Origin of the sequence: Pedobacter nutrimenti (assembly GCF_003208655.1) — a bacterium.
GTDB classification, from domain to species: Bacteria; Bacteroidota; Bacteroidia; order Sphingobacteriales; family Sphingobacteriaceae; genus Pedobacter; species Pedobacter nutrimenti.
Genome location: NZ_QKLU01000009.1, coordinates 142,289 through 166,468, shown reverse-complemented (window position 1 = coordinate 166,468; position 24,180 = coordinate 142,289). Strand labels below are relative to the sequence as shown.

At 45.1% G+C, this 24,180-nt stretch carries 14 protein-coding genes; 9 read left to right on the top strand and 5 right to left on the bottom strand.

Annotated features, from left to right (window positions below):
• The first annotated feature begins 167 nt into the window (after positions 1-167).
• From B0O44_RS21800 to B0O44_RS21775, 5 genes are all read left to right on the top strand, one after another.
• Complete coding sequence (locus tag B0O44_RS21800) at positions 168-416, top strand: hypothetical protein (protein ID WP_110834217.1); 249 nt, start codon at positions 168-170, stop codon at positions 414-416.
• Between the two features lie 44 nt (positions 417-460).
• Positions 461-898, top strand: coding sequence for an RrF2 family transcriptional regulator (locus B0O44_RS21795; protein ID WP_110834216.1), 438 nt, complete (start codon positions 461-463; stop codon positions 896-898).
• Positions 899-1,288: 390 nt separating this feature from the next.
• Positions 1,289-2,080, top strand: coding sequence for a uroporphyrinogen-III C-methyltransferase (cobA, locus tag B0O44_RS21785; protein ID WP_110834214.1), 792 nt, complete (start codon positions 1,289-1,291; stop codon positions 2,078-2,080).
• A 213-nt stretch (positions 2,081-2,293) separates the two neighbouring features.
• Entirely contained in the window at positions 2,294-3,889 is a 1,596-nt protein-coding gene (locus B0O44_RS21780; protein WP_110834213.1) for a S8 family peptidase, read from the top strand.
• A gap of 138 nt (positions 3,890-4,027) precedes the next feature.
• The gene (locus B0O44_RS21775; RefSeq protein WP_110834212.1) at positions 4,028-4,978 is read left to right on the top strand and encodes a PAS domain-containing protein; all 951 of its coding nucleotides are present in this window, start codon (positions 4,028-4,030) and stop codon (positions 4,976-4,978) included.
• Between the two features lie 10 nt (positions 4,979-4,988).
• On the opposite strand, the gene B0O44_RS21770 is transcribed toward B0O44_RS21775, so the two are convergent.
• On the bottom strand, positions 4,989-5,183 hold the full coding sequence (locus B0O44_RS21770; protein ID WP_110834211.1) for a hypothetical protein: 195 nt from the start codon (positions 5,181-5,183) through the stop codon (positions 4,989-4,991).
• An 89-nt stretch (positions 5,184-5,272) separates the two neighbouring features.
• Here B0O44_RS21770 and B0O44_RS21765 point away from each other — a divergent pair, with 89 nt between their 5' ends.
• Positions 5,273-5,647, top strand: a complete 375-nt coding sequence (locus tag B0O44_RS21765; protein WP_110834210.1) for a response regulator transcription factor — start codon at positions 5,273-5,275, stop codon at positions 5,645-5,647.
• A 231-nt stretch (positions 5,648-5,878) separates the two neighbouring features.
• Positions 5,879-6,355 carry a GAF domain-containing protein gene (locus B0O44_RS21760; protein WP_110834321.1) on the top strand — a complete coding sequence of 159 codons (477 nt, stop codon included), beginning with the start codon at positions 5,879-5,881 and terminating at the stop codon, positions 6,353-6,355.
• On the opposite strand, the gene B0O44_RS21755 is transcribed toward B0O44_RS21760, so the two are convergent.
• Positions 6,356-7,366, bottom strand: a complete 1,011-nt coding sequence (locus B0O44_RS21755) for an LLM class flavin-dependent oxidoreductase (protein WP_110834209.1) — start codon at positions 7,364-7,366, stop codon at positions 6,356-6,358.
• Between the two features lie 194 nt (positions 7,367-7,560).
• Between B0O44_RS21755 and B0O44_RS21750 the strand changes: the two genes are divergently transcribed.
• Together B0O44_RS21750 and B0O44_RS21745 are read left to right on the top strand one after the other, a co-directional pair.
• On the top strand, positions 7,561-8,508 hold the full coding sequence (locus B0O44_RS21750; RefSeq protein ID WP_110834208.1) for a DUF5996 family protein: 948 nt from the start codon (positions 7,561-7,563) through the stop codon (positions 8,506-8,508).
• 58 nt (positions 8,509-8,566) lie between these two features.
• A complete protein-coding gene (locus B0O44_RS21745; protein WP_110834207.1) occupies positions 8,567-10,327 on the top strand; it encodes an ATP-binding protein in 1,761 nt (586 codons plus the stop codon).
• A 6-nt stretch (positions 10,328-10,333) separates the two neighbouring features.
• Here the strand turns inward: B0O44_RS21745 and B0O44_RS21740 are convergent, their stop codons facing one another.
• Genes B0O44_RS21740 through B0O44_RS21730 form a run of 3 tightly spaced genes read right to left on the bottom strand, consistent with a single transcriptional unit; the run spans position 10,334 to position 24,104 of the window.
• Complete coding sequence (locus B0O44_RS21740; protein WP_110834206.1) at positions 10,334-12,328, bottom strand: OmpA family protein; 1,995 nt, start codon at positions 12,326-12,328, stop codon at positions 10,334-10,336.
• A gap of 22 nt (positions 12,329-12,350) precedes the next feature.
• On the bottom strand, positions 12,351-13,346 hold the full coding sequence (locus tag B0O44_RS21735; RefSeq protein WP_110834205.1) for a PorP/SprF family type IX secretion system membrane protein: 996 nt from the start codon (positions 13,344-13,346) through the stop codon (positions 12,351-12,353).
• Between the two features lie 27 nt (positions 13,347-13,373).
• On the bottom strand, positions 13,374-24,104 hold the full coding sequence (locus B0O44_RS21730) for an Ig-like domain-containing protein (protein ID WP_110834204.1): 10,731 nt from the start codon (positions 24,102-24,104) through the stop codon (positions 13,374-13,376).
• Between the last annotated feature and the right edge of the window lie 76 nt (positions 24,105-24,180).

The window sequence follows — 24,180 nt, the reverse complement described above, 5'->3', positions numbered from 1 at the left end:
GAAAAATTTAGCAAGATTGTACATCTGGAATTGAAAATAAAAGACTTTGTTTTGCCTAAGTTCAATATTACCAAAACTTTAGGTAATATGTTAAAAAAGAAATCAAGCCTTATGGTGTGAACAATTTGAAGAGTTAATCGTTTAGGAGAAACAACTAATCTTTTTTTATGACTTATAAAGAACTTCTGCAAACTCTTGCTGACCGGGCTTCGGCAAATTATAAAAATTATCTTCAGGCTAAGATTGACACACTTGTCCATCCTTCAGACCAGGTATTGCCAGATAAAATACAGCAGTTCAGGGATGCTTCAGAATATTACGAAAAAAAATTTACGGCAGTTATGGCTATGGTGAAAAATGATGAAGGATTGGATCAGGCGGCTCCGGAAGAAGAAATAAACAATGCCCTGAAATAATTACCTTATTAGAATACCTAAATCTTTGTTAGCTTTGTTATAATATGTTGTCAAAGAAAACCAAGTATGCAATAAAGGCGCTGGTAGCCCTGGGGAAAAATGCAGAGAATCCGCCTATGCAAATTGTAAGGCTGGCAGAGCAGGAAATGATCCCGAGAAAATTCCTGGAGCAAATTTTATTAGACCTGAGAAATGCGGGCTATTTGTATAGTAAAAAAGGTGCTGGTGGAGGGTATAGCCTTAATAAAGATGCAAAAGACATTTATTTGGTGGATATCCTGCGTATTACAGACGGTCCGATTGCAATGGTGCCCTGTGCCAGTTTAAAATTTTACAGAAAATGTGATGAGTGCCATGATGAGGTTACCTGCGGAATCCGGAAAACTTTTATTGATGTTCGGGATGCTACACTGAAAATCCTTACACAAACTTCTGTAGCCGATGTTATTGCCAGGGAAAAGGCTGATCCTCTGCAGTTTTAGACCCTGTTTACAATTTATCTAATGATTTGTTTATGGCTCCTTTTTTCGAGTTGTGTATTTTTCTTTATCGGTTCTCAAGCAATCTTGAGCTGTTTCTGTAAACTTTGTATAAGCTCAAGATTGTTCTGCTGCAACTTCTTTAAATTCTTTTCGGATTGTCTGTTGTTTTCTTTTGTTCTCAAGAACTCGACAAGCTCGTTTTTCGAGGTAGAAGCTCCGCTACCTCTGCAAAATTTGCATCGTTTCGCTAAAAAATAAACCATAACCAATTTTACTTTATAAATTTAAACAAGGTCTTAAAATATTTCAATAAAAAACTACTATTTATATAGACTTTATATATCTTTGTGAAGTAACAAGGAATTAACAGTTTATTTAAGCAGTCGTAATATGATATTGAGTAAAGTTAAAAACAGCGTCAAAGAACCCAGGATTACCCTGGTTGGTGCAGGCCCGGGCGACCCGGATTTGATTAGCTTAAAGGGGGTAAAAGCATTAAATGATGCAGATGTCGTGTTATATGATGCATTGGTTAATCAAGCCCTTTTAAATCACGCACCGCAAAAGGCGATTAAAATTTTTGTAGGCAAAAATTCTGGTGATGAATCCTTTTCTCAGGATGCTGTAAATAAACTTATGATTGATTATGCCCTCAATTACGGACATGTTGTTCGATTGAAAAGCGGAGATCCTTTTGTTTTTGCAAGAGGTTTTGAAGAAGTGGATTTTGCAGAATCCTATAATGTACAGACTGAAATTATTCCTGGTATTTCCAGTGCGACCGGTGTACCGGGACTGCACAAAATCCCTATGATTTATGGCAAGCTCAGCGAAAGCTTCTGGGTACTGACAGGGACAAATGCTTCGGGTGAAATTTCACCTGACCTGGTTGGTGCTGCAAAGTCGGCAGCAACAGTTGTAGTGTTAATGGGAATTGAAAGAATAGCCGAAATTGCTGCTATATTTCAACAGGAAGGAAAAAATAAGCTTCCGGTGGCCGTAATACAAAATGGGTCAACCGCGGAGGAAAATGTAGTTGTTGGCATCGTTGATACCATTGCAGAATTGATTGAAGAAAAGAAAATCGTATCCCCGGCATTGCTGGTTTTTGGGAATGTCGTTTCCCTTCATCCTTTATTTTCTCCCATCAGAAACTTTTATCATCTGCTTGCCCAGGAATAAGCCCATCGTTTTGCTTAAATTATATGAATAGTAGTTCTAAAGCCAGAAATTTCATTTCTGGCTTTTTTATTGCATAAGAAATAAAGGTTTACAACGTTTAGAAGGGAGTTATCAGGTACTTTTGTATTTTACTGGATTTACTTGGGCTAAAATCTGCCTGACGGAAAACAGGAGCGAGGATACTGCTGAAAAAGAATAAATAAATATACACAGATGAATAAAATAAATGCTCATTTTTCTTCCAAGAAATTTATAGGTCTTGCTCTTTTAGCTGCAATGCCATTTTTTACTTTTGCCCAAAAGCCCAATTGGCAAAACCTGGACCTTAAGGCCGATTCTACCTTTGGTATGAGTACAGAAAAAGCTTATCAGGAATTGCTGAAAGGCAAAAAATCCAAGCCGGTTATCGTTGGTGTTTTGGACGGTGGGGTAGACTATAATCATGAAGACCTGAAAAGAATAATCTGGATAAATAAAAAAGAAAAACCGGACAATGGAATAGACGATGATAAAAATGGTTATATAGATGATGTACGGGGTTGGAATTTTATTGGTTCGGCGAAAGGATCTGTTGATCATGAAGCCCTGGAGTTGACCCGTTTGTTAAGAAGGGATCAGGCCAAATTCGCAAATGCAGATGCAAGCTCAGTGGCTGCAGCAGATCTTCCGGCATTTCAGGCTTATCAGAAAATGAAAGCAGATTACGACGATAAGCTCGCAGAAGCTAAATCCGGACTTGAAAATACAATTGGCTTTAAGTCGGTTGTGGACGCCATGCTAAAGAAAATGGGCAAAGAAAATCCATCATCCACCGATATTCAAAACTATCAGCCTGAAAATGAACTGGAAGGAAGGGTGAGAAATATTTTACTGGACCAGTTGAAAGACCAGCGCTTTGAAGAATTTTACAAAGCCCAGTTGGTTGAAGGAATTACCTATTTCCAGGGAAGAATTGATTATAACCTGAACATGACTTATGACCCCAGAGCAGAATTTGTTGGCGACAATTATGCCGATAGCAGAGAACGTTTTTATGGGAATAATGACATAAAAGGACCGGATGCTAAGCACGGAACCCATGTTGCCGGAATTATTGCTGCCGACCGAACCAATAACCTTGGTATAAAAGGGGTTGCAGATAACGTACTCATTATGGGGGTACGTGCTGTACCAGATGGGGATGAACGGGATAAAGATGTGGCCAATGCGATCCGCTATGCGGTTGACAATGGGGCTAAGGTTTTGAACATGAGTTTTGGAAAGGCTTATTCCTGGGATAAGGCTGTAGTGGACGATGCCATTAAATATGCAATGTCCAAAGATGTATTGCTCGTGCAGGCCGCTGGAAATGAAAACCAGAATATTGATGTAGATAAGAATTTTCCGGACAGGCGGTATAACGATGGTGGCCAGGCTGGAGCATTTATTGTTGTTGGTGCCTCAGGATGGAAGGATGACGAAAGCCTTAAGGCCAGTTTTTCCAACTATGGTAAAACTACGGTCGATGTTTTTGCTCCGGGGGTGAAAATTTATTCTACCGTGCCCGACTCAAAATATGAGAATTTAGACGGAACCAGTATGGCTTCTCCGGCGGTAGCTGGTCTGGCGGCATTAATCCGCTCCTATTATCCAAAATTTTCTGCCCAGCAGGTAAAGGATATTATCCTGAAATCTGTGGTAAAAGTGAATCACAACGTAAATCTCAAAGTTGGGGAAGAAACCAAATCTGTTCCTTTTTCGGATCTTTGCGTAACCGGAGGAATTGTTAACGTCTATAATGCCTTAAAGCTGGCAGCAGAAACCAAATAAAGAACATCATTAACCCGTAATTTTAACCCTTTCCTTTTCGGGAAGGGTTTTTTTGTTTCTTTTTTTATCGTTGTATTTTTCGTATTATTACAACAATGCACCGATTTCTTAACCTGAACAGCGTCCGAATCTTATAAGATGACCTCTACAATTGATTTCTTCCAGTTGTCTCCACTTCCTATGTGGATTTATGATCTCAATACCCATGCATTTCTTGACGTAAACCAGGCCGCTGTGAACTTTTTTGGATACAGCAGGGAAGAGTTTCTTGGGATGAATACCGTTCAGATTTATCAGGAAATTTCCGGTCCGGAAAACAGTATTGAACGTCTTATTGTGACGGCAATGGATAAAGAAACACAGTTATTGAGAAAAAAAAACGGAGAAGTTGTGTATGTGCATGTCATCAGTAACCCTATGCCCTTCCACGGAAAGCCTGGGCAACTTTCTTTGGTGACAGACCTGACAGAACGGATTGAAAGTGAACGGAAGATGATGGAAAGTGCCGAACGCTTTAATATCGTTTCCAAGGCAACCAGTGATACCATTTGGGACTGGAACCTTTCTGCGGGTACAATTATATGGAACAGGGGGATAAAAGGCATTTTTGGTCATAAAGATATTGTTAACCATACTACTACCGCAGACTGGTGGAGCAATCACATTCACCCTGAAGACAGAAAGAGGGTGCTGTCTAAAATTAAACAACATCTGGATGATAAAATTGCCCGGTGGCAGGATGAATACCGGTTTATTTGCGGTGATGGGACTTATCGTTATGTTTTTGACAGGGGCTTTGTACTTTTTGATGAAAAGGGCAGCCCGGTACGGATGATCGGTGCTATTGAAGACATTACCAAACGTAAGGAATACATCCGTGCCATTGAAGAACAGAATAAGAAATTTAAGGAAATTGCATGGATGCAATCTCATATGGTCCGGGCGCCCCTTGCCAGAATTATGGCCCTGGTTGACCTGATTAAATATGACCAGCCAGATAATGATTACGAAAAAATGCTGGAGTACCTGTCCAGTTCGGCAAAAGAACTGGATGCAGTGCTGATCAATATTGCTGATAAAGCACCTTGAATGCTAAGACCTATAGTTCCTGCGCAGTTATGATTTGATATTTCTGGAAAATCCAGGCCTGTCCTTTTTTCTGGTACCATACCTTAAATGTTTGGTTTGGTGGTACAGTAAAATGAAAAGAAATTTCACTTTCAACTGGTTCTTTTGGCAGGAAGCCAGGAAGCAAAGTATCTGCTATCATTTTAATTTGTTCTTCTTTAAGCATGTACAAAAACTTTATGCTGCAAGTATAGACGTTTTTTTGTTACTGGCATAAAAGTTGACCAGACTGGGGTGCTGTTAGGAATCCGACAAATGAAGAGAATACTTGTAGTGGAAGACGATCCGGATGTTTTAGACATGTTCGAGACCGTTTTAAAAGAACATGGATATAAAGTTTTTCCGTTGATGACCGGGAGACCTGTTTTTAGAATTATTGAAACTTTTAAGCCAGATTTAATCCTGATGGACATCAGACTGGATGGGATGGATGGAAGAGCGATTTTTCAACAGCTCAAGTCTAATCAACAAACTGCGCCAATCCCGGTGATGTTGACTTCCGGAGGATTTAAAGAAGATTATATTATGAAAGATAATCCGGATTATGGGGATTATTTGGAAAAACCTTTTGAAGTATCTGTAATGATCAGGAAAATCGAAAAACTCCTCGAGGCAAGTTACATTTTCTAACCATCTTAACAGTCCGTTTGGGACTTGAGTAATGAACTCCCCAACCTTACTCTTTTAATGAAATATTTTCAATAGCTGAAATTGTGGTTTTGGGGTCAAATATTTGAAATAGAGGTTTATGTGTTTGTTTTTGGGCCCCTGGGACGCTACTGGTGCTTTTCTGGTATAAAGGTATAAAAATTGTCTTATCCCGGTGGGAATACACACTTAAATACCTTAAATCAGCTAAAATTGAAAAACATATTTGAAGGGAATGTTATCCAGCTCAATGAGGTGGATCGTTTGGAGAATTTAAAGAATTACAAAATTTGGAGAACCAGGTCCGAGCCTGTATTTGATCAGTTGGCGGGAATCGCAGCCGCTTTACTGGATGTTCCTGTCGCTATGATCAATTTCATAGACAGGTATAGTATTCGCCTGGAACAATCCAGTTTATGTTCTATTGCAATTGTTAAAGGTTATGCGGCCTCTTTTGAGAAATCTGTAGCTGATCCGGTGCTGATTTCTGATCCTTTGGTTGCTGGAGAATATGGGTGGAGGTTTTATGCTGCAACGGACATCACCACTACCGAAGGCTTAAGGATAGGTACCATCTGTATTGTTGATAAAATGAAAAGAAAATTTGGGCACTGGGAAAAAAAGAAATTAACCTGCATTGCAGATATGGTTAAAGCGGAATTGAACAAACGCATTTCCGCTTTAAACTAATTATATATTTTCTTTAAATACTTCACCCAGGAGTTGATAGGAGAGCATTCTGGCCTGGTGATCAAAGATATGGGAGGTGGCCATAATCTCATCCACCTGTGTCTGGTCCAGAAATTGTTGAAGGTCCCGTTGTAAAGTGCCTTTACTCCCTGTAAAGGTACAGGCGAGCATTTGACCTGCCTGTTCTTCTTCGTAAGGCGTCCAAATGTCATCCATACTTTCCACAGGTGGCTGGAGCAGTTTTCTTTTTCCCGTTACAATTCCCCGGAACAACTGATACAGGGAGGTGGCCAGTTTATTGGCTTCTCTATCTGTATGAGCTGCGACCACATTCACACAGGCAAGGATGTAAGGCGCTTTCAGGTGCACAGAGGGTTTGAAGTTTTGCCGGTATATATTTATTGCAGAAAGAAATTGAGCCGGTGCAAAATGGCTGGCAAAAGCGTAGGGCAAACCAAGTGCTGCCGCTAAGCGTGCACTATCTGTACTTGAGCCCAATATCCAGATGGGAATATCCAGGCCCTCGCCGGGGATGGCCCTGACGCTGCTGGTACTGTTGTCACTCGAAAGGTAGGCCTGTAACTTCAATACATCTTGGGGAAAGTCGTTTGCTGCATTAAAACGCTCTCCTCTAATGGCCATTGCGGTAAGCTGATCTGTACCAGGTGCCCTGCCCAAACCCATATCAATCCGGTGAGGATATAAAGAAGCAAGTGTTCCAAATTGTTCGGCAATCACCAGCGGACTATGATTTGGAAGCATGATCCCTCCGGAGCCAACCCTGATTTTTTTTGTTCCACCTGCGATATATCCAATAACAACAGATGTTGCGGAACTTGCCACACTGATCATATTGTGGTGTTCTGCAAGCCAGTAACGTGTATAGCCCCAGTTCTCGGCGTGCTGGGCAAGATCGAGACTGTTTTTAAATGTATCGGCAGGGGTTTTCCCTTCTATCACTGTCGCCAGATCCAGCACAGAAAAGGGAATGTTTTTTAATTGCTTCTTCATCAGTATAGGAGATTTTATTTTATCAAAGCCTGAACTCAAAAGTAAGGTGAATCCGGAGTAAAAAGTGTGTGTGGAATGGGATATGACTTTCAGTCCACAAGATCGGCAGAAGATTTATTTGGCAAAGCGATGAAGAGTTTAAACAAGAAAAAGAAATAATGGTTATATTTAATAAATAATCAAAGCTTTTTGTGATGAATAAAGGGAAGGTTTATATACCAGGCGGGTGGCCTGAGTTGGAATTCAGCAAATGTGGAGATAGCCTGATGACCGTTCAGCTCTGGACACAGATTGTCGGGAAAATCAGACTCGTCAACAGTCCCTGGATCAATCATTCCTGGCACGTCACCTTATATGTGTCTTCAACGGGCCTGAGTACGGGAAGTGTGCCTTTCGAACAAGGTATCTTTCAGCTCGATTTTAACTTTATCCGTCATGAACTCCTGCTGACCTGTAGTACCGGAATTACCGAGGTGATCCATTTATATCCAAGGACCGTGGCCAGTTTCTACGCAGAACTCATGGAAAAGCTGGAAGCAGCGGGGATAAACACAATGATTTATGCAAGCCCCAATGAACTGGAGCCAGCAATTCCATTTGCGGAAGATGTCCTTCATCAGTCTTACGATGCACAGGAGATTTATAATTTTTGGCAGGTACTGATCAAAATTCACCCTGTTTTTGTAAAATTCCGGGCCCGCTTCAGGGGCAAATGTAGCCCTGTGCACCTTTTCTGGGGCGCTTTTGACCTTGCTGTAACCCGGTTTTCCGGCAGAACTGCACCTGTACATCAGGGCGGGGTTCCGAATATGTCTCTTAAGGTGATGCAGGAAGCCTATTCTCATGAAGTCAGTTCCTGTGGCTTCTGGCCAGGAAGCCCTCAATTCCCTCAGGCTGTTTTTTATGCTTATTGTTACCCTGTTCCGGAAAATTTCAGCAAGCAACCTGTATTGCCCCCGCAGGCATTTTACAGTCAGGAAATGGGAGAGTTTATTCTTCCTTATGCTGTCGTAAGTTCAGCTGAGCAACCGGAAAATGTGTTAATGCAGTTTTTAGAAAGTACCTATGAGGCTGCCGCAAACAGTGCAGGCTGGGACCGTGAAGCCCTGGACTGTGACCTGCGCAGTTTGGGCCCGATCTGATTTTATACTAAATTTTTGACAAGCGCTCTTTAATTTAATTAGCTTAGCTGAAAATTTCATGGCAACAGGATTGGGTTTTTTCAACTGGTCACTAAAAAAAGTGCTTCAAAGTGAAACAGATGCGTTCAACAGGGCAAGGATCAAAATCATCTTCTGTATCCTTCTGTTTTCGTTGATTAAGGTAAGTATTGCCGTTCCGGCGATGATGGTACAAGGTGAAACTTTTCAGTTGATCAGGGCCATTTTTATTTTCCTGTTGTATTTTTCTTTAATGAAAATGTTGCTGTCCAGGCCGGACCAACTGAAAGGGATTTCGCATTTTTTAATTTGCGGTGGTGTTTTGCTGGTGAATACGAATATTTTCTTTTTTTCGGGATCAGTAAATATCCTGACCCTGCAATTTACGTATATGGTGATCCTGTGCAGTTTTTACCTGCTGGGGAAAAAATTTGGGGTTTTCTATTCCATCTGCTGCTGTTTTCCATTGATGGTTTGGGTACTGTCCAGGGGAAATAACTTTTTGAGTTTCTTTAATGCTGCCCATGAACTGGCCTCACCGGCCTACGAGATTTTAATCCTGCTTAATTTTGTGACCATTATTATCGCCCATTATCTTTTTTATCAGGCCTACATGATCAGCATAGAGGAAAAGTCAATGCTCAATAAACAGCTGAATGTCGCATTGAAAGAGGCAGAGCACGCTGCGCAATTCCAGTCCGATTTTCTCTCGATGATGTCGCATGAACTCCGGACACCTTTAAATGCGGTCATTGGAATTGCAAATTTGCTCACGACAGAACCTCACAGACCAGAACAGGAGGACAACCTGAAGATGTTGCGGTTTTCAGCCCTTGGGCTTCATCACCTGATCAACGAAGTACTGGATTTTAATAAGCTCGATGCCGGTCATATTGAGCTGGAAAATATTCCTTTTGATTTAAAAGAACTGATCCTTAACATTTCGGCCAGTCTGGGAATTAAAGCAAAAGAGAAAGCGCTGGATTTAAATCTTGAAATTGATAAAAATTTGCATGGCCTGGAAATGATTGGTGATCCGATGCGCCTGGCCCAAATCTTAAGCAACCTGATTGTAAATGCAATTAAATTTACCACAAAGGGTTCTGTGACCATCGGCGTCCATTTACTTGAACGAAGCGCCAGACAGATTAAAGTTCAGTTCTCCGTTCGGGACACGGGGATAGGAATTGATCCGCAAAGACAGCAGGCCATTTTTGAACCTTTTGTACAGGAATCGAATTCTACAGCAAGAAACTTTGGTGGAACAGGTTTGGGCTTGGCTATTGTCAGGCGCCTGGTGGAACTTTTCGGGAGCCGCATACAAATGGAGAGCCGGCCAGGGGAGGGTACTTCTTTTGTCTTTGACCTGATTTTTAGTTTAGCCGAGCTGCAGCCATCGGTCTCCAGGGCAGATCATGCATGGAAAGACATCAGCAGTCTTAGGATTGTGGTTGCCGAAGATAATGAAATGAACCAGATGCTGATGCGAAAAATACTCACCGGTTGGGGTATAAATGCGGAGTTTGCAGAAAATGGGACAGCAGTACTGGATTTATTGGTCCGGAACAAATATGATTTGATTTTAATGGATCTTCATATGCCGGTTATGGACGGGTACGAAACCGCTTCCAGGATACGTGCACTTTCCCGGCAGGAGCAGGGCGATATCCCAATTATCGCTTTAACGGCCTCAGTTCTGGAAGATACCCGCATGAAACTCAAGCTATCTGGGATTAACGATTATGTAAACAAGCCTTTCGATCTCCCGGTTTTGAGGGAAAAACTCGAAAGGCTTGTCTGATGATGTTTATTGTTTTGTAACCTTAAATTCAGTTCTTCTGTTCAGCTGCCTGCCGGCTGGGTTGTCTTTCCCATTAGGAAACTGATTGGGTGCAACTGGTTTGCTAAAGCCATAGCCTTTGCTGGTCATCCTTGATTCAGCTACACCTTTGCTGATCAGGTAATCCACACAGGATTTTGCCCTTCTGTTGGAAAGGTCCAGGTTGTAGGCCTCTGTGCCGATATTGTCCGTATGCGCACTGAGTTCTATACTGATGTTGTCATTATCTACCATAATGGTGTACAACTTGTCAAGAATCTCTTTTGAAGCATCGGTGAGCTTGTCACTGTCAAACTCATAGTAGACATCTTTAAGCACAATAGGTACGTTGACTTTGTAGGAAGTCAGGCAGAAATCTGCTTTAAACAAGGTATCCCTGGATAAAGAGTCATAACTGAAATTAAGGCTCTTTGTAAAATAATCCTGTTTTTCTGCAGACAGCTTTAATTGTCTGTTGGAACCGACCTTGAAACTGTAACGGCCATCTTTATCTGAGTTTACCTTCATTTGTCCGGCGGAATCGGCTAGAATGAGCGTTGCTCCTGCCAGGGGTTTTAAGGTTTTACAATCTGTAAGTATGCCCTGAACGGTCAGGTAGTTCTTTTTGAGATGAAAAACCTCCAGGCAACAAAGGGACTCTCTGTCGGAGCTGATGTACCCCTCCTGGTCCCCCTCACCAACGGGCGTAAAATAGATGTCATCTTTAGAAGAGTTAAAGGGAAAGCCAAGGTTCCTGGGCTCGGTCCAGTTGATGAAATTACCTTCACTCTCATAGAAGTCCAGCCCGCCCATTCCAATTTTTCCATTGCTGCTGTAGAGTAGTCTTTTTGTTTTGTAATTGTAATAGGGCCCCTGTTCGTCTTCCGGAGTATTGATTTTATCGCCCATGTTTACCGGCTGGCCTAAAGAACCATCACTTCGGATCACACAATACCACAAATCGTATTTGCCTTTTCCTCCAGGCCTGTCCGAAGAGAAGAGGAGGTATTTTCCATCACCGCTTACAAATGGTTGCATCGAATTGTAACCATCGGCGTTGACTTGTCCACCCAGGTCTACAGGATCAGACCAGCTGCCATCCTTTAGGTTGAGTTTACTGATTTTTCGGGTACCTTTTGTTGTCCAGCTGGTGATAAACATTGTTTTCCCATTGGGATGTATTGCCGGTGAGGCGAATTCACCAGTTTTTACCTGGCCGATATTTAACTTTTTGATGGCCACACGGTCTGACTGAAGGTTTCCCGAAACTTCATAAACGGCATTCAGGTAAGGACTTTCCTTGCGGATCACTTTGGCACCTTTTTTCCCTTCTTCAATCACCACATTTTTTCCCCCTGATTGTACTGGTCGGGAAGAGGTGAAGTAAAAGTTATTGCCCGACAGGTAGGGCGTATAATTAGACCCCAACTGATTAATGTCATTGTTAAGCCTGTTTAAGGTATATAATCTTGGATATTTATTTTCATAAAGTGCAAAATTACAGGAAGCGATCTCCTGCCTGGTTTTCTCTGTATAAGAGTCAGAAGTATTATACTTGGCCAAAAATTCATTAAATGCAACAATGGCATCGGCAAAACGTTGATTGGCCCTTAAAGTTTCCGCATACCAGAACCCGCTGAGAACGTATTTAGGATTGCTGAAATTCTTGGCAATTGCATACCAGGATTCTGCGTCGGTATAATTCTTATACAGGCGCAGGGAAGTCGCCAGTTGAAAAACGGAATACTCATAATCTTCTTTTTTTGGGTTTTCCTCTTTAATTTTTTTGTCAAAACCATAGGGTACTACAAAGCCCGCACTGTCAGAGGAAATCTGAAGGGATTTTTTATAATAGGCCGCAGCTGCATAGTACTCTTTATTGTCAAAATAGACGTCGGCCACACGCTTATTACTCGTTGCAAATTGGGCGAAAGCCATTGTTGAAACGAAGCTGAGCAAGAGTAGTAATTTAAAAGACTTCATCTTTATGTAGGTTATAATTTTATTATAGACGAGGACAGAAGAAATTAGGACCGGATATTCCTTTTTTGCTGGTAAAAGAAATAGATAATTCCAGACCTCCCTTACTGCCCGTTGCCCGGTTTAAGGAAGAGGTATTAAAATCGTAGCTTAAGCCGAAGACCATATTTTTAATGTGCAGTCCGAAAAAAGCAATTGCCGCATCGTCGACCCGGTAATTGGCCCCGAACATCAGATCGGATTCGTTGTTTAACATCATTTGTGCATAAGCCCCTGCAGCGATTTCCCTGGAATTGCCTTGTTTCATATAAATGCCGTTGGGTGTAATGTCAAGGATATCGGAAACCTTAATACGGGCCCCTCCGTGAGCGGTATAACGCATGGGCATTTTTACATTAGATCCCAGAAATTTATCAACCGGTCTGGTCAGGTGATTGACGCTCACGCCCAGAAAGGTATTAATGGTCTGATCGGGGCTTCCGTCAAAATACATGGCACCTGCATTGACATCAGGAACCAGGGTATTGTGGGCAGAAAAATTTTCATTGATCAGAACACTTCCATCGTAACCTGTAACCGGATTGAATTGGCTTCCGGTTGTAATTTTTGAAACATCAAAACTCCTGTTTAATATTCCCGCCTGGATCCCAAAGTTAATGATGTTGGTTCCTTCCTGGCCAAAACGGATCCGATAAGCACCCGATACCAGGGCACTTAAATTATTGTAGCTGATGTCACCCGCATTCTGGTTGAGGATCATGGCGCCAAAAGCAAAATTTTTAACCGGAGCCATATCAAAAGAAGCGCCCCCGGTCAGGTAGCCATTAGAAAGGGAACCCCATTGTTGTTTTACATTCAGGTTAAACCTGTACTCTCCATCGGTGACCCCCGTCAGGCCGGGATTCAGCCAGAGGGGGTTCGCATAGTATTGAGAGAAGTGAGGATCTATCTGGGCAGAGACTTTGAAAATACACAAGCTGAATATGAATCCTATTGCTATTATTTTTCCTAATTTTTCCATCTTATTTTGTTCTTCAGGTTATTGCTGTTAACGTAATAGGGTTATTGTGCCTTTTTTAGTGCTTGTTGTTCCATCTGTGAATTCCAGATCAAGGAGGTAAACATATACGCCCGTTGGTTGAAGCTGGCCTTTATAGGTGCCGTCCCATCCGGTTTGTATGTTCTGGGACTCGAATATAAACTGGCCCCATTGGTTGTAAATCCTCATCTTCAATTTCGCAATGGTATTTCCATAAGCGTAGAATACATCGTTATTGCCATCGCCATTTGGTGTAAAGGTGTTTGGTACAAACACACCATTTTTGAGTGGATTGTCTGCCGTTCCATCCGAGCTGGAAGCCGCACTGGTCTGGCAATCCAGTTGTCCTTTTGCCCTTACCCTGATGTTGACCACATTGGTTGGTTTTAATCCGCTGATCACATGGGTCAGGCCGGAAGGACCAGAACTTGGCTGTTTCCAGCTCTGGCCGCCATCTGTAGACACTTCATAAATAGTGGCGCCATTTACCGGTGCCCAGGCGAAGGTTACGCTGGTTGCTGTTACCGACTGAACAATTACCGCAGGGGCAGCCAGTACCGGCAATACGGTAACCGTTACCGGGGTCCTGGTGCTGCTGGAGCAACCTGCTGCAGAGACACTTTCCACATAATAAGTGCTGGTTGCGGTCACAGCCGGAGCATAAGTTGTACCGGTAGTGAGTACCGTACCACCTGTTTGTACGGCGTACCAGCGATAGGTTAATGCAGGGTCTGGATTATTGACACTCAATGCGGCGTTGCTGCCCGAACAAAGCGGATTTACACTTGCACTGACCGAAGCCGGCGCAGCAGGTGGTGCAGAAATGACCACATTGACCGCTGTGCGGCTGGTGCTGGCACAACCTGCAGCAGAAACGGCCTCTACATAGAATGTAGTATTTGCATTCACTGCCGGAGTGGTAAAGCTGGATCCGGTACCCAGAATGGTTCCTGCAGTTGCGGTTGCATACCAGTTATAGGTAAATCCATTCTGAGGATTGAAAACAGAGAGGACAGCAGTACTACCTGTGCAGGTCGTTACAGCAGCAGCGGTTACCGCAGGGGCAGTTGGTTTAGGGCTTACAGTTACTGTAACTTTAACCAGGCCGCTTGCATTTCCGCATCCGGCAGCACTTACTGCTTCAACATAATAATCCGTTGTACTGCTCAGTCCGGTTATGCTGTAGCTGCTTCCACTATACAGAATCGCACCTCTTGCTGAAGTTGCATACCAGTTATAGGTAATTCCTGCTTTTGGATTTTGTATACTCACCACCGTGTTGTCGCCCATACAGACATTCAGGCCTGTACTGGAAACAACTGGGGTTTCTGGGAGTGGGTTAACCGTAATATTAACAACCAGTGCATTTGCTGCAGTATTTTCGCACTTGTTATCTCCTTTAACTGTTACATAATAGGTTGTGTTTGCATTGACAACCGGACTATAAACAGCACCAGTAAATGCTTTGCTGGTTAATGCCGCATCATTGTACCAGGTAAAGACCGGATTGGTCACTGTGGTACTGCTGGCTGTTAACTGGGCGGTAGCCCCTGCGCAGTAGGCGGTTGATGCACCCGAAACACTCAGGTCAGCGGCTGTAGCCGGAGTATTTACAGTAATGCTTACCTGTTGCGCTGTAGCTGCGGTACTTTCACACCTGTTGTCTCCTTTGACCGTTACATAATAAGTGATGTTTGCATTGACCACTGGGCTGTAAACAGCTCCTGTAAATACTTTACTGGTTAAGGCTGCATCACTATACCAGCTAAATACCGGATTGGTTACCGTTGTACTGCTGGCCGTCAACTGTGCAGTAGAACCGGCACAGTAGGCTGCTGCATTTCCGCTGACACTCAGGTCTGCAGCAGAAGCTGGAGGATTGATATTGACAACTACCACTTTTGCATCGGCAGCAGCATTTGCACATTTATTGGTGCCGCTAACAGTAACGTAATAAGTGGTTGTCGCATTGACGACAGGACTATATACCGCTCCGGTAAATAGCGCTGTTGTTAAAGCAGCATCGCTGTACCAGGTAAACACAGGACTGTTGACTGTTGTACTGCCTGCAGTCAATTGAACAGTTGCACCGGCGCAGAATGGTTTTTCGGCACCAGTTACCGTGATATCTGCTGCTGTTGCAGGTGGATTTACCGTAATGGTTACCGTTCTGGCATTTGCAGCTGCATTTTCACATTTATTATCTCCTTTAACGGTTACATAATAAGTGGTTGCACCGTTAACAACAGGTTTGTAAACCGCACCGGTAAACACTGCGTTACTTAATGCAGCATCATTATACCAGGTAAATATTGGATTGGTCACTGTCGTGCTGCTGGCGGTCAGCTCTGCTGTAGCGTTTATACAGAAAGCATTGGCAGCACCAGATACCGATACATCAGCTGCAGTTGCAGGCGGATTAATGGTTAAGGTTACGGCTTTTGCATCTGCGGTCGCATTTGGACATTTGTTGTCTCCTTTTACAGTAACATAATAGGTCGTACTGGCGGTAACAACAGGACTATACGTTGCAGAGAAAGAAACGGCGTTGGTTAATGCGGCGTCACTGTACCAGGTGAATACCGGATTGGTGACCGTTGTACTGCTCGCAGTTAACAGGGCGGTAACACCGTTACAGAAAGCTTTATCTGCACCGCTGACGGTAATGTCTGCAGCAGTTGCAGGCGGATTGATGTTTATGTTCACCTGTAACGCGTCGACAGCCGCGTTTTCACACCTGTTGTCTCCACGTACGGTCACGTAATAGGTGGTTGCAGAATGCACTGCAGGACTGTAAATTGCTCCTGTAAACAGGACGTTACTCAAGGCTGCATCGCTGTACCAGGTAAATATCGGGTTGATCACTGTGGTACTTGTGGCCGTCAGTTGTGCCGTTGCACCTACACAAAGTGCATTGCCGGCTCCACTTACACTTAAGTCTGCCGCAGTAGCTGGCGGATTGATGGTGATACTGACCACCTTTGCATTTGCTGCGGAATTTTCACACCTGTTGTCGCCACGGACAGTGACATAATAGGTGATATTGCCATTGATGACGGGTGTATAAGTGGCTCCGGTAAATACAGCATTGGTTAATGCGGCATCACTGTACCAGGTGAACACAGGATTGTTTACTGTAGTGGTGGTTGCATTTAGCTGGGCGATGGTACCTGCGCAGAGCGGTTTAGTGGCACCAGTTACATTAATGTCTGCCGCAGTAGCTGGAGGATTCACATTCAAGGTGATCACTTTTGCATCGGCAGCAGCATTTTCACATTTGTTCGCCCCTCTTACGGTAACATAATAAGTCGTAGTGGCATTGACCACCGGACTGTATACCGGACCGGTAAATACCGGGGTCGTTAAAGCCGCATCACTGTACCAGGTGAATACCGGGTTGATCACCGTCACGCTGCTGGCGGTCAACTGTGCGGTACTTCCTGCACAGAATGGTTTATCATTACCACTTACGTTCAGGTCAGCGGCAGTCGCTGGTGGATTCACGGTAATGCTAACTACTTTTGCATCCGCTGCCGCATTTGCGCATTTATTGTCACCGCTTACTGTTACATAGAAAGTTGTTGCTGCAGTGATGACAGGACTATAAGCAGCCCCTGTAAAGGCCAGGTCTGTCAATGCTGCATCCCGGTACCATCTGAATACCGGATTGGTGACTGTTGTGCTGCTTGCGGTAAGCTGTGCTATAGCATTCAGACAATAAGGTGTAGAGGCGCCGGCAATAGTAATGTCAGCTGCTACAGCTGGTGGATTCACGGTTAAGGTGACCACTTTTGCATTGGCCGCATTGTTAGCACATTTATTGTCACCGGAAACAGTTACATAATAAGTCGTTGTTGCATTCACGACCGGAGCGAAAACAGGGCCTGTAAATACGGCGCTCGTTAAGGCTGCGTCGCTGTACCAGGTAAATACCGGATTGGTCACCGTGGTGCTGCTGGCCGTAAGCTGAGCCGTGCTGCCTTTACACAAAGGATCTGTTGCACCGGCAACGGTAATGTCGGCAGCTACAGCCGGTGGATTTACGGTTAAGGTAATTTTGGTACGGGCCAGTGTACTGACACAAGAATTGCTGTTTACAGCTTCCACATAGAAGTTGTAAACCCCCGGAGCCAGACTGGCCGGTGTGGTGTAGGTGCTGGAATTGGAAGCCAGAACATTACCCCCTGTCAGGGCATCGTACCAATTGAAACTAACTCCTGTAACCTGGGTTACCCCTAAAGTCACCGGAACATTGGCGCAGGTTTTTGATGGGTTACCGCTTAAGGCGACAGGGGCATCAGGGCCTGGCCATACAGTTACGGTTACTTTCGTTTTTGCACTTTCGCAGCCGTTGCGGGTTGCCGTTACATAATAGTCATAGGCGCCCACCGCAAGAGCTGGATCTGTATTGAATGTCGCGCCGCTGGCTGCAGAAGTCGTAGCGGTGCCGATATACCATTTGTAAGTAACAGAACCGTCAGTTACCGGGTTCGAAACACTTAAAGTGGCTGGAAGGCCTGCACATATATTTACGGCCACAGCAGGGACTACCGGGGCGGCAAGAACCCGCTGTGCATAATTAAAGTTAATGGAAGTCAGTGCACCAAGCAGACCCGAGTTCAGTCGGAGTTCCACGCGGTCAAAAACGCTTGTTGGAGTAAACTCAACGAGTGCCTCTGTATTTCCCGGCAAAATCTGCAGCTGGATCAGCGGATTGCTGAGTGTTTTTGTATCATTATTGCTGTTGGCACCATTATAAGTGGTCACCTGAATACTAGGAACAACAGCCAGGTTGAGTAAGGTATTGGGCGATACAATTTTCAGACGGACTTTATCACCTATGGTGGAAAGCCCTGTGAAAATGGCCCTTTGGTATACAGAAGCTGCAACACCAACCGGCATTCTGAGTGTGGATCCGGTATTGATGTCATTGTCAACTGCGAAACCTGGGTTGTCTACACCTGCAAGTACAGAGATCAAACCATCTACATCGTGAAGTTCAGTAGTAGCCGCTTCGCAAGGAACACTCTGAGGTGCAGAACTTGGCAAGATGGTCACCACTACAGTGGCTGCTGCAGAAGTACAGGTCAAGCTGCTGCTGGTTACCCAGAAGGTTTTGGTGATGGCTGTTGCGCCTGGGTTGGAAAGCGGATCAGTTACATAGGTGCCATTCAGCCCATTTGTTGGGGTAGAGATCACAACGGCTCCCGGAACAGAAGGGTCTGTCGCATACCAACTGAAAGTTGCGCCCGTAATGGTAGAGGTTGCCGTCAGTAAGGCGCTTGAACCATTGGTTACCGTAACGGCCGAAGGTGTAATTACCGGTGGAGTTGGTGTACCGATATTTACAGTTGCAGTAGTGGCTGCGGAATTTACGTCGCAACTGTTTTGTGCTGTAACGGTATAAGTTGTGGTGCCAATAATTGGAGGCGTGGTATAAGTGGAAGCCGGACCGGATTGGACAACTGTGTTGCTGTTGTCTTTCCAGATGTAAATGACTCCTGTCTGCGGATTGCTGACCGTAAGAACCACACCTGCTCCTGTACAGGCATTTACTGTACTTGAAGCCAGAACAGGTTGGTTGGGAGCAGCGGCCACGGTTACATTTAAAGGTGTTTTGTAACTGGTGCAACCGGAAGCTGTTTTGGCTTCCACGAAAAATTTAGTAGTGGCTGTTAATACAGGACTGGTGATGGTTGCACCTGTTCCGATTACAGTGCTGCCTGTGGCATCATACCAGGTATAGGTAATGCCCGGATTCGGGTTGCTGACCTGCAGCTGTACGGTCTGAGTGGCGCAGGCTGCAATGGTAGAAGCAGAAAGTGTAGGTGCAACAACCACACGCTGAACATAATTGAGGTTCACGCTGGTCAGTACGCCTGCTACACCAGAATTCAGGCTCACCTGAACTTTGTCAAATGCTGCAGTTGGTACAAAACTAATGAGTGCCTGGCTGTTTCCACTGAGCAATTGCAATTGGATCAGGGAATTGTTCAGGGTCATTGCATCGTTGTTACTGGTATTGCCATTATAAGTACTCAACTGAATATTGGACAATACGCCCAAAGAAAGTAGTTTACCAGGTGCACTTAACAATACCCTTACGGTATCGCCGACATTGGAAAGTGAAGTGAATCCGACACGTTGGTAAACCGAAGCACCGAGCAGGCCCACTGGCATCAGGAGTGATGATCCGGTTTGGGTATCATTATCAATGGCAAGTTCAGGGTTAAATACGCCGGATAATAAGGCAATTCCATTGATCACATCATTGGTTTGAGTCGTTGGCGCTTCGCAAGGAACCGGGTTGGGTACACCACCGGTATTTACAGTAATGGTGACCTGTACACGACTTGGAGAAACGCAACCTGTAACTGTCGATTTGGTTTCCAGGTAATAGGTAGTGGTGGTAGAGAGCGGAGGGGTTACATAGGTAGAGCCGCTGTATACCGGTGTAGTTGCTGTGGCAGAACTGTACCAGTTAAAATTAACATTGCTGTCTGTTGAAGTTGCTGTTAAAATGACGGTCTGACCAGGATTGATTGTGCTGGCCGAAACCTGCACCTGCGGAAGTGCTAAGGCAGGGCTCACCGTAATGGCGGCGGCAGTTCTGGAAGGACTGATGCAGCTACCATTGACACCTTCTACGTAATAAGTGACGTTGGCAGTGATTGCCGGAGTGGTAAAGGAAGGGCCAGTAAATACTGGTGTACCACCGGTAGAAGTGGTGTACCAGTTGTAGGTTACACCAGTTTGCGGGGTGGTCACGGCCAATACCGCTGAAGAACCAGGGCAAACAGTGCCTGTACCGGTAATAACAGGTGTAACAAAAGCCGGGGTCACCGTAACGGTAACCGGAAGTCTTTGAGGGTTCGCACAACCGGCCTTGCTGATTTCTATATAGTAAGTGGTGGTTGAAGTTAAGGCAGGAGTTGTATAGTTATTGGTGTTGGACAATAACGTTCCGCCAGTTGCATCACTATACCAGGCCAGCGTAGTGCCACCATTCGGTGCAGCAGTAAGGTTTGCTGTTGAACCCGAACAAATGGTCTGGTTTCCAGAAGTTAGTGTTGGATTTGGATAAATGATCTCTGCGCCATAAATACTCAGGTTGCTTAAGGCTGCAACCACGGCACCGAACCTGACTTCTACTCGGTCATAAGGGCCGCCTGCAAGTACAGTCGCTTTGAAGCGGTTACCGGCAAGTAACCTCAGGTCTATCAGTGAAGAGTTCAGTGGGTAGGTAGAAACTACTGTTGTTCCATTTAACACCGTTACTGTAATACCTCCCAGTACATTCAAATCCAGCAGCCCGGTAGGGGTTTCCAGATCCAGACGGATGCTATCGGTAGCGGCACCAACCGCCGGGAAAATGAGGCGCTGGTAACCAGTTGCGCCAACGCCAACGGCAAGATTGATTTTGGTGAAGTTATTCAGGTCTGCATCTGTAGAATTACCTGGGCCGTCAATACTGCACAACAGGCAAAGCAGGCCATCTATGCCAGTTTCCTGACTTTTGGCTGCATTACAGTTCGGATTGGTATTCCCGGTAATTACCGTAACAGTGACAGGGGTACGGCTGGTACTCACGCAGCCTGAGCTTCCCTGAGTTTCTACATAGTAAGTGGTGGTGGTGCTCAGTGCAGGCGTGGTAAAGCTTGGACCATTTGCCAGGGCGACACCGCCTGTTGCAGTACCATACCATTTAATGGTATTTCCTGAGGTGGCAGTGGCCTGTAGTACAGTGGTCTGACCCGCATTGATAATTTGGTTATTCGTGGTCACTACCGGCAGGGCAGGGGCTGGTGTTACATTGACGCTGACCTGAATCCTGTTGCTGCTGGCCGATCCGGAGCTCGCCTGCACATAGTAAGTTGCTGAAGCGTTCAGTACTCCGGTCTGATAAACAGGACCGGTAAATATAGGGGTATTTCCTGCGGAAGCATACCAGTTATAAGTCACGCCATTTTGTGCATTGCTGACCGTAAGTGTGGCAGAAGTTCCGGCACAAATGGTCACATTAGAAACTACAGGATCAGCGACATCCACCACAAGGGTATAATCTGTGCTGGTGGTAACCCCATTGGCATCTTTAGCAACCTGGGTAACAGTATAGGTCCCACCTGTGGTAGGGGTTCCGCTGATCTGACGGGTAGCCGGATCAAAGGTTAGTCCTGGAGGCAGCCCTGTTGCGGTATAAGTATAGGGCGCTGTGCCGCCGCTGCTTACACCAGGTAAAGTCTGGGTAGGATAAACGGTGCCTACAATTCCGCCAGGCAATGAAGCTCCCGGAAGAACAATTACCCCGCTAACCCTGATGTTATAGGTTTGTGCGGCTGTTTTTCCACTGGCATCAGTTACAGTAACCGTGGTGTTATAAGACCCAGACTGGGTTGGTGTCCCTGTAATCTGAAGGGTGGTGTTGTTAAAGCTTAATCCCGGAGGAAGTGAAACAGCGGCATAAGTGTATGGGCCTGTACCTCCGGTGGCAGACGGAATGGTTTCCGTATTGTAAGCCACACCCACTGTTCCCGAGCCCAGTACTTTGGCCGGTAGAACCAGTGGATCAAGGACCTTGATGCTGTAATTGGTGCTGATGGTCTGACTGCCTGCATCCTTGGCAGTAACGGCTACAGTATAGTTTCCGGATTGTGTCGGTGTGCCTGTAATTTCCCTTGTTTGGGCATTAAAACTTAATCCCGGAGGCAAACCAGTGGCTGTATAGGTATAAGGGATATCCCCACCTGCTGCAGGTGGAATCACTTGGGTAGGATAAACCGTCCCCACTGTACCATCAGCCAAATTCGTGGTAGGAAGGGTCAATGGGTCTTTTACCGTAATGCTGTATGTGGTACTAACTGTATTGCCATCCGCATCCGTTACCGTTACAGGGATACTATAGGTTCCTGGTTTGGTCGGTGTTCCGGATATGATGTGCGTTACCGGATCAAAGGAAAGTCCTGGTGGAAGGGTTGGTGCCGAGTACACATATGGGCCATTGCCTCCGGTTACCTGCGGTAAGGTCTGGGGTGCATAAAGCACACCCGTAATTCCATTGGGCAAATTCGCGGTAGGCAATGTCAATGCCCCATTGACAATGAGTGTATATGGAACTGTGACCGTACAACCCTGGGTGTCTTTGGCCGTTATGGAGAAGGTATAAGTACCCGCTGTTGTGGCGGTTCCGCCAATCAGACCGGCAGAAGATAAAGCCAGGCCTGTTGGCAGGCTGGACCCTGTAGCTAAAGCATACGTAAAACCAGGGCTTCCACCGGTGGCTGCTGTAATCTGTTTTGAGTAAACTGCGGCCGCAGTTGCATTTTTTAAAGTTGTAGTGGCAAAGGTAATGGCCGGATTAACCGTTATGTTTACCGGAACACGTGCGGATTCATCCACACAGCCGATTTTTTTAGCTGCAACATAATAAGTTTTATTTGCAGTTAAAGCCGGGGTTACAAATGCGGCATTATAGGCAACAGTACCCAGTGCTGTTCCGCCAGTGGCCACATCGTACCAGACCAGCTGATTGGCTGAAGAGGTGGTGGCGGTGAGGCTTGCGGTAGAACCATAACAGGCATTGACCGCATTGCTGGATGGGGCAGTGAATGTTGGTCTTCCTGCAGTACGGATCACAGAATATAAATAAACAGTCTGTGTCAGGTTTACATTTAACAAAGAAGAAAAAGTAACTTTTACCCTGTCAAAAGGTAAGGGGGAAGTAAATGGCACGCTCACTGCCTGGCCGTTGTTGAGCAGGCCAAGCAGATCCAGGCTTAGCAGTGCCCCTGTATTGGCGCTATAGACCTGGGTCGTACCGTTATAGGCGGTGACGGTAATGTTATTGGCCACACCCAGGTTAAGCAAACCCGGGCTCAGCTGCATTTTTACATTAAAGTCATCCCCCGCATTGGATAAATTTTCGAAATAAATATTTTGACTGATGCTGCCTGCAACACCAAGCGCCCCAAGGCTGAGCTGGGAGTAATTGGTTGGGTCGGCATCAATGGCATATTGTGCATTGGTCACCCCGGCTTTTCCCAGGCCAAGCAGGTCAAGGGTCAGGCCGCTGCCTTCATATCCTGTTGCAAAAGCCTGCACACAAGGATCGGCATTTGGAGCTGTGTAAAAAGCACTGTATACATTCATGCTGTAATTTCCGCTGAGGAGCAAGGCATTGGTAATGTCATTGATATAAATGCGGTCATAAGCCTGATTTGGAGTTACGGCCAAATAGTAAAAGCCATTGGCATCCTGGACCAGACGGAGCGCGGCATCAGAGAAGCCTGTGGAACTGCTACCTGATAAAACCGTCGTTGTGCCATTCCGCGCCTCAATGTTAAAGTAATGGTTACCCAATACCACCGAGCCTAAAACATTGGCCAGCAGGGTACCCAGGTTTCCGCCCAGTAAGGCGTTCAGTGCACCTGCACTGAAATCAATCCTGACATAGGAAGTTTGTCCTGCGGCCAGGGTTCCCGGGAACTTAAGCTCCAGTTGACCATTGTAAGCGCCAAGCCCTAAAAGACCGCCTCCATAAGAATTTATGGTCGCAAACTTTGTCGGATCTGCCCCAAGTGCATTATTTGGGTTGTCTACATGGTCCCCGGCTGCGGTTCCAATCGTCACCTGATTGGCATAAACCCGGGCTTGCGCATACGATTTTGAATTGATGAGCGTTATACTCAGAAAGCTTATTAGTAAAATAACAAACTTTTCAATAAGGGTAGAGGTCCACTTCATGAGAGGTAGGGATTGAGATTGTCTAATTTTATTAGTACAAGTTTAAAGATAGATTAGGTCGAAAGCCCCGTTCGAT